This is a genomic window from Actinoallomurus vinaceus (assembly GCF_039542055.1).
Classification (GTDB): domain Bacteria; phylum Actinomycetota; class Actinomycetes; order Streptosporangiales; family Streptosporangiaceae; genus Actinoallomurus; species Actinoallomurus vinaceus.
Window position 1 is genome coordinate 118,201 of sequence record NZ_BAABHK010000021.1, and the last position, 13,985, is coordinate 132,185.

General features: G+C 71.8%; 16 protein-coding genes. 9 read left to right on the forward strand and 7 right to left on the reverse strand.

The features are described 5' to 3' along the window. On the reverse strand, positions 1–1,104 hold the full coding sequence (locus ABEA24_RS46575; RefSeq protein WP_345441369.1) for a HAMP domain-containing sensor histidine kinase: 1,104 nt from the start codon (positions 1,102–1,104) through the stop codon (positions 1–3). Next, the gene (locus tag ABEA24_RS46580; RefSeq protein WP_345441372.1) at positions 1,101–1,754 is read right to left on the reverse strand and encodes a response regulator transcription factor; all 654 of its coding nucleotides are present in this window, start codon (positions 1,752–1,754) and stop codon (positions 1,101–1,103) included. The genes ABEA24_RS46575 and ABEA24_RS46580 overlap by 4 nt, the downstream gene beginning before the upstream one ends. A 217-nt stretch (positions 1,755–1,971) precedes the next feature. Between ABEA24_RS46580 and ABEA24_RS46585 the strand changes: the two genes are divergently transcribed. The 7 genes from ABEA24_RS46585 to ABEA24_RS46615 all read left to right on the forward strand — a co-directional run bounded on the left by ABEA24_RS46585 (position 1,972) and on the right by ABEA24_RS46615 (position 8,365). Further along, on the forward strand, positions 1,972–2,688 hold the full coding sequence (locus ABEA24_RS46585; RefSeq protein WP_345441375.1) for an ABC transporter ATP-binding protein: 717 nt from the start codon (positions 1,972–1,974) through the stop codon (positions 2,686–2,688). Positions 2,689–2,693: 5 nt separating this feature from the next. Then, a complete protein-coding gene (locus tag ABEA24_RS46590) occupies positions 2,694–4,514 on the forward strand; it encodes an ABC transporter permease (protein ID WP_345441378.1) in 1,821 nt (606 codons plus the stop codon). Positions 4,515–4,610: 96 nt separating this feature from the next. Beyond that, complete coding sequence (locus ABEA24_RS46595; RefSeq protein WP_345441382.1) at positions 4,611–5,243, forward strand: glycosyltransferase family 2 protein; 633 nt, start codon at positions 4,611–4,613, stop codon at positions 5,241–5,243. Continuing rightward, entirely contained in the window at positions 5,240–6,097 is an 858-nt protein-coding gene (locus ABEA24_RS46600) for a TIGR04282 family arsenosugar biosynthesis glycosyltransferase (RefSeq protein ID WP_345441384.1), read from the forward strand. Before ABEA24_RS46595 ends, ABEA24_RS46600 begins: the two co-directional genes overlap by 4 nt. Further along, a complete protein-coding gene (locus ABEA24_RS46605; RefSeq protein ID WP_345441387.1) occupies positions 6,094–6,708 on the forward strand; it encodes a class I SAM-dependent methyltransferase in 615 nt (204 codons plus the stop codon). The genes ABEA24_RS46600 and ABEA24_RS46605 overlap by 4 nt, the downstream gene beginning before the upstream one ends. Continuing rightward, entirely contained in the window at positions 6,678–7,949 is a 1,272-nt protein-coding gene (locus tag ABEA24_RS46610; protein WP_345441390.1) for a molybdopterin-dependent oxidoreductase, read from the forward strand. The genes ABEA24_RS46605 and ABEA24_RS46610 overlap by 31 nt, the downstream gene beginning before the upstream one ends. Next, entirely contained in the window at positions 7,946–8,365 is a 420-nt protein-coding gene (locus ABEA24_RS46615; protein WP_345441393.1) for a hypothetical protein, read from the forward strand. The genes ABEA24_RS46610 and ABEA24_RS46615 overlap by 4 nt, the downstream gene beginning before the upstream one ends. On the opposite strand, the gene ABEA24_RS46620 is transcribed toward ABEA24_RS46615, so the two are convergent. Continuing rightward, positions 8,334–9,053 carry an SDR family oxidoreductase gene (locus ABEA24_RS46620; protein WP_345441396.1) on the reverse strand — a complete coding sequence of 240 codons (720 nt, stop codon included), beginning with the start codon at positions 9,051–9,053 and terminating at the stop codon, positions 8,334–8,336. The genes ABEA24_RS46615 and ABEA24_RS46620 overlap by 32 nt on opposite strands. Before the next feature lie 124 nt (positions 9,054–9,177). Here ABEA24_RS46620 and ABEA24_RS46625 point away from each other — a divergent pair, with 124 nt between their 5' ends. After that, positions 9,178–10,068: a LysR family transcriptional regulator gene (locus ABEA24_RS46625; protein ID WP_345441399.1), complete on the forward strand. Its 891-nt coding sequence runs from the start codon at positions 9,178–9,180 to the stop codon at positions 10,066–10,068. Positions 10,069–10,144: 76 nt separating this feature from the next. On the opposite strand, the gene ABEA24_RS46630 is transcribed toward ABEA24_RS46625, so the two are convergent. The 3 genes from ABEA24_RS46630 to ABEA24_RS46640 all read right to left on the reverse strand — a co-directional run bounded on the left by ABEA24_RS46630 (position 10,145) and on the right by ABEA24_RS46640 (position 12,336). After that, the gene (locus ABEA24_RS46630) at positions 10,145–10,378 is read right to left on the reverse strand and encodes a hypothetical protein (RefSeq protein ID WP_345441402.1); all 234 of its coding nucleotides are present in this window, start codon (positions 10,376–10,378) and stop codon (positions 10,145–10,147) included. A 12-nt stretch (positions 10,379–10,390) separates the two neighbouring features. Beyond that, positions 10,391–11,533, reverse strand: a complete 1,143-nt coding sequence (locus ABEA24_RS46635; RefSeq protein ID WP_345441405.1) for an inorganic phosphate transporter — start codon at positions 11,531–11,533, stop codon at positions 10,391–10,393. Between the two features lie 164 nt (positions 11,534–11,697). Next, on the reverse strand, positions 11,698–12,336 hold the full coding sequence (locus ABEA24_RS46640; RefSeq protein ID WP_345441408.1) for an MBL fold metallo-hydrolase: 639 nt from the start codon (positions 12,334–12,336) through the stop codon (positions 11,698–11,700). An 82-nt stretch (positions 12,337–12,418) separates the two neighbouring features. Between ABEA24_RS46640 and ABEA24_RS46645 the strand changes: the two genes are divergently transcribed. After that, complete coding sequence (locus tag ABEA24_RS46645) at positions 12,419–12,841, forward strand: MarR family winged helix-turn-helix transcriptional regulator (RefSeq protein ID WP_345441411.1); 423 nt, start codon at positions 12,419–12,421, stop codon at positions 12,839–12,841. A 76-nt stretch (positions 12,842–12,917) separates the two neighbouring features. Here ABEA24_RS46645 and ABEA24_RS46650 read toward each other — a convergent pair whose 3' ends face one another. Then, positions 12,918–13,967 carry a hypothetical protein gene (locus ABEA24_RS46650; protein WP_345441414.1) on the reverse strand — a complete coding sequence of 350 codons (1,050 nt, stop codon included), beginning with the start codon at positions 13,965–13,967 and terminating at the stop codon, positions 12,918–12,920. Between the last annotated feature and the right edge of the window lie 18 nt (positions 13,968–13,985).

Sequence of the window (13,985 nt, forward strand, 5' to 3'; positions counted from 1 at the left end):
TCACTCTGGTGTTCCTCCTGTGGAGGATGTGCCCTCTGATCCCGCGAAGACCACGACGAGCTCCAACCCGCCACCCGGGTTGGGGTTCGCCCGCACGTCGGCCCCGTGAGCCTTCGCGATCGCCGCGACGATCGACAACCCGAGGCCGGCGCCCTGCCCACGGGTCGTTTGCAGCCGCCGGAAGGGCTCGAAGAGATCGCCGAAACGTTCCTGGGGCACATGCGGGCCGGTGTTCCGGACCGTCAACACTCCACGGGAGAGCGTTACCCCAACGGTTCCGCCGGGATGGTTGTAGCGAACCGCGTTGTCGAGGAGGTTGGTGACGAGCCGATTCAGCAGGACAGGGTCCCCATCGACGACGAACGGCTCTGCCCGCTGTGTCACGGTGACGCCGTCCGAACGCCTCTCCGCCAGGACAAGCCGTACCACCTGGTCCAAGGCCACCGGACTCCTGTTGTCCAGGCCGTGTTCCGCCTGGGCCAGGACCAGCAAGGCGTCGATGAGGTTCTCCGCGCGGCGGTTGTGAAGCAGAAGCGTGCCGCGGATCTCGCCGACGTCCTCGGGGAGCCCGATCTCGATCGCCGCCCGCTGGACGGCCAGCGGGGTCCGCAACTCGTGGGACGCGTTCGCGATGAACCGCCGCTGCCCCGCGACGGAGCGTTCGAGCCGGTCGAGCATCGCGTCGAAGGTGTCGGCCAGTTCCTTCAGCTCGTCCTTCGGCCCGGCGAGCGCGATCCGTTCGTGCAGGGTCGACAGGGACAGCCGCTGCGCCGTGGCGGTGATCCGGTGGATGGGCCGCAGAATTCGCCCGGCGACCAGCCATCCGACGACCAACGAGACAAGCGCCAGGATCCCGACCGTCAACGCGGTCACCTGCCACTGGTAGCCGATCACGCCGTTCGCCAGCTCGGGCAGCCGCGGGAGCGGCGGCGGCCGATCGCCCGGCACCCTCCGCGTCGGCGCCACCGCTCCCCCTGCCAGCCGGGCGATCCGCGCATCCAGCGTCCGGCGCAGCAGGAGGTTGACCGTGACCAGCAACACGACCGAGGTCAGCAGGAACAGTCCGGAGTAGATCAGCGTGAGCCGTACCCGGATCGTCGTCACAGCAGGTATCCCGCACCGGGAACCGTCTGAATGCACGGCGGGGCGCCCAGCTTGGCCCGTAGGCGGCTGACCAGGACCCGCACCACCGTGGTGAACGGATCGGCGTTCTCGTCCCATGCCTCTTCAAGCAGCCGTTCGGAGCTCACGACCGCGCCGTCCGCCCTCATCAGCACCTCAAGGACGGCGAACTCCTTGAGCGACAGGTGCAGGTGCCGCCCGTCCCGCGAGGCTTGCAGCCGGTGAGTGTCGAGCACGATTCCGTGACGCGTCAGCACCGGCGGTACCTGCGACCGGCTGCGCCGCCCCAGCGCCCGCACCCGTGCGACAAGCTCGGTGTAGTCGAACGGTTTGGGCAGGTAGTCGTCGGCCCCCATCCCGAGACCCGCGACTCGCTCCGGCACCGACGCCGCCGCCGTCATCATCAGGATCCGCGTACGGCTTCCGCGCGCCACCAGCTCACGGCACACGAGGTCGCCGTGCATCTCGGGCAGGTCCCGATCCAGCACGAGAACGTCGTAGTCGTGCACCGCCAGCCGCTCCACCGCTGCGGCCCCGTCGTACACCACGTCAACGGCCATGGCATGGCGGCGCAACCCCACCGCCACGAGATCGGCCAGGTCGCGTTCGTCCTCGGCCACCAGAACCCGCATGCCGACGTTCGTACCCGAACCGGCGTAACAACGGCGTTAACGGATCCGTTCACGCCCCTGCAACCCGGTTCAGGCCACGCTGGCGGCCGTGATCAAAAGCCCTCTGCGCCGCCGTCCCGGTGAACGGCCTGCATGCAGGGCATCGTGCTGCGGCTTCAGGCGGACCTGCCTCGGCTCGAGGCCTGTGAGAAGAACCGGACCTTAAGAGGAGTGGATCGTGAGCAATGTCGTCGACATGCGCGCCCGCGGGTTGCGCAAGGAGTACGGCAAGGGGGAGGGATTGGTGCGCGCCGTCGACGGGGTCGATCTTGACATCGTCAACGGAGAGACGGTGGCGATCATGGGGCCGAGCGGCTGCGGGAAGTCCACGCTGCTGCACCTTCTCGGCGGGCTGGACCGGCCCTCGGGCGGAGAGGTGTGGCTGAACGGCCGGCGCATCGACGACATCAGCGAGAAGGCCCTGGCCCGGATGCGGCGGACCGACGTCAGCTACGTCTTCCAGTCCTTCCACCTGATGGAGGAGCTCACCGCCGTGGAGAACGTCGAGCTGTCGGCGCTGCTGGCCGGACGCTCGCCCCGGGCCGCGCGGCGGCGAGCGGAGGAGTTGCTGGATCAGCTCGGTCTCGCCGGCCGATCGCGGTTCCTGCCCTCTGCGCTGTCGGGCGGCCAGCGGCAGCGGGTCGCGGTCGCCCGGGCGCTGAGCAATGAGCCGCTGGTCGTCCTCGCTGACGAACCGACCGGAAACCTGGACAGCGCCGCCACCTTGGATGTCCTCCAGCTCTTCAAGGACCTGCACGATGCCGGGCAGACGCTGGTCATCGTGACCCACGACGCGCGGATCGCGGCCACCGCGGACCGGAAGTTCTCGATGCGCGACGGCGCGCTCGTGGACGAGGCCCGGTTGCCTGGCGCGCTCATCCGGCTGGAGGACTGACCGCGATGGGCCGCATCCTCCTCGTGATCCGCCTCGCCCTGCGAGACCTCCGGCGCCGCCGCACCGAGGCCGCGCTTCTGCTGATCGCCATCCTGGCCGCCACCACGACGTTGACGCTCGGGCTCGTCCTGCGCGACGCGGCCGGCGACCCGTATCAGAACACCCGGGCCGCGACCAGGGGACCTGACGTGGTCGCCAACGTCGGCCGGGCCACCGACCTCGCCGACCTCGAGAAACTGGCCACCGCCTCCGGCGTCATCGAGCACAGCGGACCGTACCCCGTCGTCGCGGGGAAGCTCGAGACGTCCGACCGGACGTCGGACGTGCAGGTCGAAGGGCGCGACGCCACTGTCGCGGCGGTCGATCAGCCCGAGGTGACGCAGGGCAGGTGGGTCAGCGAGGGCGGCGTGGTGCTCGAGGCCGCCTTCGCCAACTCGCTCGGTGTGAGCGTCGGTGACTCGGTCACCCTGGGCGGTAGGTCGTTCAAGGTCGTCGGCGTCGCGGTCACCGCCGCCATGCCGCCTTATCCCGGGGCGTCCTGCATCGTCTCCGCCGGCTGCATCAACGGCGCCATCCCCGACGACCGGAGCCTGCCGGCGGGGTTGCTGCACAATCCCGGGCTGGTCTGGCTCACCCAGGCGGATGTGCGGGGCCTCGCCTCGGACCAGAATTCCCTGTCCTACGTGATGAACCTGAAGCTGGCCGACCCGGACGAGGCCCAGGCATTCGTCGAGGGCGGCGATCATGGCGGCGCCATGCCGATGCAGAGCTGGGAGAGCATCCTTACCGACGCCACCGACCTGGCCCACGACTCCCAGATCCTGCTGCTGATCGGCGCCTGGCTGCTCGGCCTGCTCGCCGTGGCCAGTCTTTCGGTGCTGGTCGGCGGCAGGATGGCCGATCAGACTCGACGCGTCGGACTCCTCAAGGCAGTCGGCGGCACCCCGAGCCTGGTCGCTGCCGTGCTGCTCGCGGAGTATCTCCTAGTGGCCGTCGTCGCGGCCGCGGCCGGGCTGACGATCGGAGCGCTGACCGCTCCGTTGCTCACCGAGTCCAGTGCCGGCCTCGTCGGTAGCGCGGGGACGGCGTCGTTGACCTGGTCCACGATCGGTCTGGTGACCGCCGTGGCACTCGGCGTCGCGGTGGTGGCGACCGCTGTTCCGGCCCTGCGCGCGGCCCGCTCCAGCACCGTCAGCGCGCTGGCCGACGCGGCACGCCCACCCCGCCGCACCGGTTGGCTGATCACTCTCTCGGCGCGACTGCCCGTCCCGCTGCTGCTCGCTCTGCGGGTCGCCGCCCGCCGGCCGCGACGGGTGGTACTGGGTGTGGTCAGCATCGCGGTCACGGTCAGCGGAATCTACGTCCTGCTGGTGCTCAACACCTTCCTCGGCGACCAGCCAGGCACGGGCGCGTACACCGAAGCCCAGGTGGCGGTGCTGCGGCACGTGCTCCTCGTCTGGACGGTCATCCTGCTCTCCCTGGCGGCGGTCAACGCCATCGTCATCACCTGGGCGACGGTGCTCGACAACCGGCACGCGTCGGCGCTGGCACGGGCCCTCGGCGCAACCCCCCAGGAAACGACCGTCGCACTGGCGACCACGCAGGTGCTGCCCGCACTCCTCGGCGCCATCCTGGGCGTCTTCCCGGGAGGCTTCCTGCTGTTCACCGCCATCAACACGATCACCGGCGGCGACAGCGACAGAGCCACGCTTCCCGCTCCCCGGCAGCTGATCACCCTGGTGCTCGCAACCGTGCTCGTGGTGGCGGCGCTCACCTCTGTTCCCGCCCATCTTGGCGGCCGCCGTCCCGCGACGGCGACTCTCTGAGTCGACCACCACGGCAAGCCTGGTGATGTTGCCCGAACCACCCCGTCATCACTCCGTAAGGGTCGATCACCGAGGTCCGGGCGTAGCGTCGCCGACATGATCGACGTCGTACTGCCCTGCCTCGACGAGGCCGCCGCACTGCCGTGGGTGCTGACGCGGATGCCCGAGGGTTATCGCCCGATCGTGGTCGACAACGGCTCCACCGACGGCTCGGCGGAGGTCGCCGCCGAACACGGGGCGCTGGTCGTCCCCGAGTCGCGTCGCGGGTTCGGCGCCGCCTGCCACGCCGGGCTGCTGGCCGCGACCGCCGAGATCGTCTGCTTCATGGACGCGGACGCGTCCCTCGATCCGGCCGACCTACCCAAGGTCGTCGGCCTCCTCGCCGGTGACGAAGCCGATCTCGTGCTCGGCCGGCGGCGCCCGCTGTCGCTCCGCGCCTGGCCGCCGCATGCCCGGCTCGGGAACGCCGTCGTCGCGCGCCGGGCGGGCCTGCGGGACCTCGGACCGATGCGGGCGGCCCGGCGAGACCGCCTGCTCGGCCTGGGCCTCACCGACCGGCGGTCCGGCTACCCGCTGGAGATGGTGCTGCGCGCCCGTGCCGCGGGCTGGCGGATCGCCGAGACGGACGTCGCCTACCACCCCCGTACGGGCCGCTCCAAGGTCACCGGCACCGTCCGGGGCACGCTGCAGGCCGTCCGCGACATGCGACGCGTGCTGGAGACGGTATGACGACGCTGCTGGTCATCGCCAAGGAGCCGGTGCCCGGCCGGGTGAAGACGCGGCTCACACCGCCGTACACGCCCGAACAGGCGGCCGCGCTGGCGGAGGCCGCGCTGGCTGACACTCTCGCCGCCGTCGCCGCGACCCCGGCGGCGCGGCGCGTGCTGGTCCTGGCCGGGCGTCCGGGGCCGTGGCTGCCGGAAGGGTTCGAGGTGATCCCGCAGCGGGGCGGTGGCCTGGACGAGAGGCTCGCGAACGCCTTCGCCGACGCCGACGGCCCCGCGGTCCTGGTCGGCATGGACACGCCCCAGGTCGCCCCCGCCGCGCTCACCCGGGCGGTACGGAGTCTGGAGGACGGGGACGCGGTCTTCGGCCCGGCCGCCGACGGCGGCTTCTGGCTCATCGGCCTGCGCGAGCCCGATCCCCGGCTGTTCCTCGGCGTGCCGATGTCCCGCCCGGACACGGGGGCACACCAGCGTGCCCGGCTGCGCGGCATGCGCGTCACCACGCTCGACACGCTGACCGACGTGGACACCGCCGACGACGCCGTACGGGTGGCGGCGCAGGCCCCCGGAACACGCTTCGCGGCCGCACTGACCGCCCTGACCGCACCGCGCCCGGGGAACGGCCGGTCGTCCGCTCGTCCTTCCGGCCAGGGCGGCCGGAAGGACGAGCGTCGCTCCGGCCCCCCGGACGGCCGGGCCAACGGGTGCACCCCGGCTCCCACGAACAGCCCGGACGACCGCACGAACGACCACACCCCGGCCCCCACCGACTGCCCGGACGACCGGACGGATGGGCGTATCCCGGCTCCCGCGCGCCCCGCGGCCCTGTCGGCCCGTCCGAGGGAGGCCGCACAGTGATCGGCGGACTGTACGAGGGATCGCTCGCCGGGCTCGGGTCGGTGGAGATCGAGCACGCCGACGGGCGGCGGGAACGCCTGCCGGTGGACCAGTGGTGCGACGGGCGGCCGGGCGACGACGCGTTGCTGGACCGCTGCGCCGGGCCGACACTCGACGTGGGGTCCGGCCCCGGGCGCCTCACCGTCGCACTCGCCGAGCGCGGCCTGCCCGCACTCGGCATCGACGTCACCCCGTACGCCGTGGAGATGACGCGCGCGGCGGGCGGGCTGGCCCTGGTCCGCGACGTGTTCGACCACCTCCCGGGCGCCGGGCGCTGGGAGACGGTGCTACTGGCCGACGGCAACATCGGCATCGGCGGCGACCCGGTGGTCCTGCTGCACCGCGTCGAGGCGCTGCTGCACCGGGGCGGCCGGGCCGTCGTCGAGCTGCACCCGGTGACGCGCACCGAGTGGATACGGCTGCGCGACGGGCGGCGGGCGAGCGGCTGGTTCCGCTGGGCGCACGTCGGCCGGGACGCGATCGGCGCGTACGCGGAGCAGGCCGGGCTGCGCGTCGCCGAGGTCTGGACGGAGGCCGAGCGATGGTTCGCGGACCTCGCCCCGACCGGCTGATCGCCGGCGGGTCCGGCGGCCGAGCGACGGTTCACCGACCTCGCCCCGACCGGCTGATCGCCGCGGTCCGCCGGCTCGGCGGCCGAGCGATGGTTCACCGACCTCGCCCCGACCGACTGATCGCCGCGGTCCGCCGGTTCGGCGGCCGGGGCGGCGACGAGCGGACCGCCGCGTGGCTCGGCATCGGGCTCGGCGTGAGCTTCACCGTGGCGTTCGTCACCGGCCTGATCAGTCACTTCATGCAGCATCCGCCGGGATGGGCGGTCTGGCCGTCCCGGCCGGTCGGCCTCTACCGCCTCACCCAGGGCCTGCACGTGATCGGCGGCCTGGCCACGATTCCGCTGCTGCTCGCCAAGCTGTGGACGGTCTACCCGAAGCTGTGGCAGTGGCCGCCGGTGCGCTCGGCCGGGCACGCGATCGAACGGGCGCTGGTCTTCCCGCTGGTCGCCGGCGCGCTGTTCCAGCTCGTGACCGGGCTGTTCAACATCGCGTACTTCTATCCGTTCCCGTTCTTCTTCCCGGCGGCGCACTACTGGACGGCCTACATCGTCTACGGCGCGCTCCTCATCCACGTCGCGAACCAGTGGGCCAAGGTGCGGGGTCTGTGGGGCGGCAAGGACGCGGGCGGCCCGGCAACCCGTCCGATGGGGCCGTCGCGCCGGGGCGTCCTCGCCACCGTCGCGGGCGCGTGCGGCCTGGTCGGGCTGGTGACCGTCGGAGAGACGTTCACGCCGCTCGGCGGGCTGGCGCTGCTGGCCCCACGCCGGCCGGGTGTGGGACCGCAACGCCTGCCGGTCAACAAGACCGCCGCGGCCGCCGGCGTGACCCGGGATCCGGCCTGGCGGCTCGCCGTCACCGGTGACGTGACGCGCGAGCTCTCCCTCTCCCTCGCCGATCTGCGGGCCATGCCCCGCCACGTCGTACGGCTGCCGATCGCCTGCGTCGAGGGCTGGAGCGCGGAGGCGACCTGGGCGGGAGTCCGCCTCCGTGACGTCCTCTACGCGGCGGGCGTCGACGCGGACGCCCGTGTCCGGGTGGAGTCTCTGGAGGCGCGAGGGCGGTACCGGACCTCGGAGGTGGACCCTCCGCACTGGCACGACGAGCTCACGCTCCTCGCCCTGGACCTGAACGGCGAGCCGCTGTCGCTCGACCACGGCCACCCGTGCCGCCTGATCGCACCCGACCGTCCCGGCGTGCTGCAGACCAAGTGGATCGCCCGGCTGGTGGTGCACGGGCCATGAGGGGACGTCTCGTCGTCTACGGCCTCGGTGCCGCACTGATCGGCGTCGGCGGTGTCGGGCTGCTCCGCGACGCCGCCGACACCCGCCCGGCCGGCTGGCTCGTCTGGTTCGCGGGCGCGGCCCTCGCCCACGACCTGCTGCTGGCCCCGCTGCTGCTCGCGGCGGCGGCGCTGACGGGACGGATCCCGGAGCCGTACCGCGGGCCCGTCCGGGTGTCGCTGGTCCTCGCGGGCTCGGTCTCGGCCGTGGCGCTGCCGATGGTCCTCGGACTCGGCCGCCGGGCGGGTGATCCCTCGCGGCTGCCCCAGGCGTACGGCGTCCACCTGGCCGTCGTCCTCGGTGTGATCGGCCTGGCAGGAGCCGTCGCCGCGGGCGCGGTCCGGCTCAGACGAGGACGCTCCCACCGTCCACGGTGAGGACGGTGCCGGTGGCGAACGGTTCGGTCATGAGGAACACGTACGCCCGGGCGACGTCCTCCACCTCACCGACCCGCCCGACCGGAATCGCGCCGCCGACGTCGGCGTACATCCGCTCACGGTCCGCCTCGCCCATCTCGGACCACAGCGGGGACCGTACGATGCCGGGCGACACGACGTTCACCCTGATCGGTGCCAGTTCGACGGCCAGGGCCTTGGTCAGCGCCTCCATGGCGCCGCAGATGCTCGCCGCGACCGCCCAGCCCGGGCCCGGCCGGTCCTTCGCGACGCCGGTGGTGAGAGTGATCGAACCGTCCTTGCGCAGGTGCGGCACCGCGGCGCGGACCGCCGCCAGGGCGCCGAAGTAGCGCAGCGTGAAGAAGTTCCTCGCCGCGTCCAGGTCGAGCGTGTTCAGCGGCATCAGCGTGAGCGGCTCACCGGCGGTGTACACCAGGTGGTCGAACCCACCGAACTCGTCGAACAGCGTGGTCACCGCCCGGGGGTCGGCGAGGTCGACGACGCGGCCGTCGGAGCCGCCGGGCAGCCGGGTGAGCGCGCGATCGACGCTGCTCTGCCTGCTGGAGCCGACGGTGACCAGGGCGCCCTGCCGGGCGGCCGCCTCCGCGGCGGCCAGGCCGATGCCCGAAGTGCCGCCGAGTACGACGACGCGTTGACCCTGCAGATCCATGATGAGGTCCTTCGCAGACGGGATTACCGACCCCTCCACAATGTCGCCGGATCACCGCCTGCGTCCAAGACCTCCTGCCCCGCCTGCAATACCCTCGAGGTATCAGGGAGCCGAGGAGGCGCTGGTGGACGTCGATCTGCGGAAGCTGCGTTACTTCGTCGCGGTGGCCGAGCGGCTGCACTTCGGGCGGGCGGCCGAGGCCCTGCACATCGCGCAGCCCGTGCTGTCCCGCCAGATCAGGGCGCTCGAGGAGGAGCTGAAGGCCCAGCTGTTCGTGCGCACCAAGCGGGCCACCGAGCTCACCCCCGCGGGCGAGCAACTGCTCGCGGACGCCCGTCCTCTCCTGGCCTCGGCGGAGGCGCTGCGCCGCCGCGTCGCGCGCGCCGCGCGCGGCACCGACGCCTTCATCGTCGGGTTCATGCCCGGACTGATCGTCACTCCGGCGGTCCGGGCACTGCGCGAACGCCACCCCGGGCTGACCGTGGAGGTCGTGCGCACGACCTGGGACGACCAGGTCGAGGTCGTCCGCGACGGCCGGGTCGACATCGGGTACGTGCGCCTGCCGGTCGACCAGCGTGGGCTGCGGATCCGGCCGTTGCTCACCGAGCCGCGCGTCGCCGTACTGCCCGCCGACCACCGCCTCGCGGGCAAGGACGTCATCGACATCGCCGACCTCGCCGACGAGCGCCTCCTCCAGGACCCCGACGCCGTTCCCGAGTGGCGCGACATCGCCACCGAGCTCCGGCGTCCAGGAGGGCGGCGCCCGGAGCCGATCTTCCACGCCGTGGAGGAGAAGCTCGAACACGTGGCCGCGGGCCACGGCGTCGTCGTCCTGCCGTTGTCGGTGGTGAGCTTCTACACCCGGCCGGACGTCACGTACGTTCCGATCGCCGACATCCCGCCGAACCAGGTCTGCCTTGCCTGGGACAGCACCCGCCGGAGCCCACTGATCGCCGAGTTCGCCACCATCGCCGCGGACCTGCAGGGCGACACCGCCCCGTCGCCGGAGCCGTAAGGCGGCGCCGGCACCTCGCCGGCACGCCGGGCGGCACCGGTCCTGACCGGGCTGCCGGACCGCTCGCGAGGCCGGATCAGTGGAACTGCGGGACGATCAGGTAGATGCCGTAGCCGACGATCGCGGCGCACGCGAGGAAGCACAGGCCCGACGCCGCGGTGGCGAGCGTCGACTCCCGGCCGTAGTGGGCGCCTTCGGGCCGGCGTACCGACCACGAGAGGATGCCGACCGAGAAGATCACGACGATCGCCACGCCGACGGCGAAGGCGACCGCGGCCACCTCACCGAGGGCGTTCCACTTGATGTCCATCGCGTACCCCTCTCACGCCGCGGAGGCCTGCGGAGGCGGCAGGACCGTCGTCGTCGGCTGGTCGTTCACGTTGGCGGCGTGCACCGGGTTCCGCCGGGAGATCGCGTAGATCGCGACCGCCACGGCGACCGCCGCGAGGAAGACCACGGTGATCCCCGCGGTGCCCTGCTCGGCCACTGCCGCGGCGACCCCGCCGACCGCCGCCGCGGCGGGCAGGGTGAAGACCCACGCCAGGACCATCCGGCCCGCGACGCTCCAGCGCACCTCCGCGAGCCGGCGGCCGATCCCCGCGCCGAGGATCGCGCCGGAGCAGACCTGCGTCGTGGACAGCGCGAACCCGAGATGGGACGAGGCCAGGATGACGGTGGTGGCCGAGGTCTCGGCCGCGAAGCCCTGGGGCGACTCGATGTCGGTGAGTCCCTTGCCCATCGTCCGGATGATCCGCCAGCCGCCGATGTACGTCCCGAGCGCAATCGCCAGGCCCGCCGCCAGGACGACCCACCAGGGCGGTCCCGCGCCGTGCGACAGGATGCCCGCGGAGATCAGCGTGAGGGTGATGACGCCCATCGTCTTCTGCGCGTCGTTGGTCCCGTGCGCCAGTGACACGAGCGAGGCCGAGGCGATCTGCCCGGCCCGGAATCCTCGGCCGACCTGGTCCCGGTTCCCCCGGGAGGTGATCACGTACGCCAGGTAGGTGGCCGTCATCGCGACCACGCCGGCGATCAGCGGCGAGGCGAGCGCGGGAATGACGATCTTCTCCATCACCACGCTGAAGTGGACGCCCTTGACCCCGGCGCCCACCCACGTCGCGCCGATCAGGCCGCCGAACAGCGCGTGGGACGAGCTCGACGGCAGGCCGAGCAGCCAGGTCACGAGGTTCCACATGATGGCGCCGACCAGGCCGGCGAAGATCATCGAAGGTGTGATGAGAGAGTCGTTGACGATCCCCCCGGAGATCGTCTTGGCGACCTCCGTGGACAGGAACGCGCCGACCAGGTTGAGCGCTCCCGAGATCGCCACCGCGACGCGGGGACGCAGCGCACCGGTCGCGATCGAGGTCGCCATCGCGTTCGCGGTGTCGTGGAAGCCGTTGGTGAAGTCGAACGCCAAGGCCGTGATCACGACGGCCACGACCAGGAATGACCAGTTGCCCATCGGTCCCGTCCTCCGCCCGGCGGCGTTTACCTCCAAAAGGCTATTTTGCCGTTCTTAACAAAGAGTGAATCGATCGCAACGCTCACGTTCGGGATCGGCAATGACACTCTGTCAGGGGACGGCGGGTGCGCGGGAGCGCGCCCGCCCCCGCGCACCCTCCCGAATCAGAGCTCGACCGTGTCACCAGGCGCGATGCGGTCGTACGCGGCGCCGGTGCCGGGACCGTTGTCGCCGAGCAGGCCGTTCACGACGGTCTTGCCGACCTCGCTGAGAATCTCGTCGTGTACGGAAAAGGCGCGGGCGGGCTTGACGGCGCGGACGTAGTCGATGGCCTCGGCGGGCTTCTGCCAGGGGCCGCTGATCGGCACCATGAGGGTGTCGACCGCCCGCTCCGGCACGGTGAAGGCGTCGCCCGGGTGGAAGACCTTCCCGTCGAGGAGGAACCCGACGTTGCCGACGCGGGGGATGTCCGGGTGGATGACCGCGTGCCACTCCCCGTGCACCTCCACGCCGATGCCTCCGATGTCGAAGGCGTCGCCGTGACCGACGGCCGTGACCCGGCCGCCCAGCCCGTCGAGCTTGGCGGCGGTGGCGCCGTTGGTCCAGACGCGGAGCCCCGGCGACGCCTCGAGCGCGGCACGGAGCGCACCCTCGTCGAAGTGGTCGAAGTGCTCGTGGGTGACGAGCACCGCGTCGGCGCCCTCCAGCGCTTCCGGCCCGGTCAGCCCGCCGGGGTCCACCACCAGCGTCGTGCCGTCCTTCTCCAGCCTGATGCAGGCGTGTCCCAGCTTGGTCAGCCGCATGTCCGACGTCCCTTCACTTCGAATTTGTACAGCCTTGCTGTATATCTCTGCCGAATATACAGCAAGGCTGTAAAGTCCCCGTGTGAGCGAGGTGGACGTCGACGAGATCGCCCGCGAACTACGGCTGGCCGTCGGACGGCTGGTGCGGCGGGCCCGCGACCGGACGGACCTGCCCGCCCCGCAGGCGGCCGTCCTGGGCAATCTCGACCGGGAAGGCCCCATGAGCACCAGCGAGCTGGCCGATCGGCAGCACGTGCGGCATCAGTCGGTGGCGCGTACCGTCGGGCAGCTCATCGCCCTCGACCTGATCTCCTCCGGGCCGCACCCGCACGACCGCCGCAAGAATCTGCTCACCATCACCGACGCGGGACGCGCCGCGCTGCGGAGCCAGCGGACCAGGAGGGCCGGCTGGCTGGCCGAGGCGATCAGCAGTGAGCTCAGCCCCGAAGAACAACGTGCCCTGGCCCGCACGGTCCCCCTCCTGGGCCGGCTCGCGGACCATTGAACGGGCCTGAATGACGTACGGGCCCGGGACGTGTGTCCCGGGCCCGTACGGATCACGCGTATGGATCGGCGGACGCTCAGCCGGCGCTGAGGTAGAGGCCGTAGCCGGTCGGGTCGTCCGGGTCGCCCTCCGGGTACGATCCGCCGGCCGACCAGACGGTCTTGGTGCCCGGACGGTTCTCCAGCGTGGAGAGGTTGACGTCGTAGTTGGCCGGGCGCGGCGCGGCCGCGGAGGTGAGCTTGTCGCCCGTGACGTGGACGAACGTCGGGTCCCACCCACCCTGCAGGATCCACGCGCCGCCCGAACCGTCGGCGGCCACCTTGGTGTAGCCGACGCCCTTCGTGGCGACGAAGGTCTTGGCCTTCGTGCCGGTCAGCCGGAGCGCCAGCGGCTTGTAGCAGGTGTCGTCGCCGTCCACGCCGCACTCCCAGGACTGCGAGCCGACCGCCCAGACGCTCTTGCCCGACACGGTGACGTCCATGAAGGTCGTGGTGGCGTCATCGCTCGGCTTGGGCAGGGTGACGGTCTTGGCGACCTTCCATGCCTTGCCGTTCCAGTGGATCAGCGCGCCCTTGGTGTAGCCGATGCTCCCGGCCGCCCAGATGTTCTTGGCGGACACCGCGTGAATGGAGCCGACCTGGGCGGGCAGCTTCACGCTCACCCACTTCTTGCCGTTCCAGTGCCGCGCCGTGCCGCCTCCGTTGACCGCCCACACGTCGGAGGCGCTGATCGCCTCGGCGTCGGTCGCGTGGTAGCCGCCGGCGAGCTTCGACGACGTCCACTTCTTGCCGTTCCAGCGCACGACCGAGCCGTCTTCGCCGAACGCCCAGACGTTCTTGCTCGACGAAGCGTCGATGACCTTGAGCGGCATCGACCAGTTCGCGGGCAGCTTCACGTCCTTCCAGGTCGTCCCGGACAGGTGCTGGATGAGCAGCCGGTCCTTCCCGTTGACGGTCTGCTCGCCCACGGCCCAGCTGCTGCCGGTGGGCGCGACCGTCAGGTCGTTGATGCCCTGGTGCTTCGTGGCCTGGGTGATCCGCCAGGCCGGAGTGGCCGCGTGCGCCGTACCGGCGCCGAGTCCGAAGGCCAGCGCCGCTGCGCCGGCCCCCATGAGCATTCGTCGCATTTTCACCCTTCTGGTGAA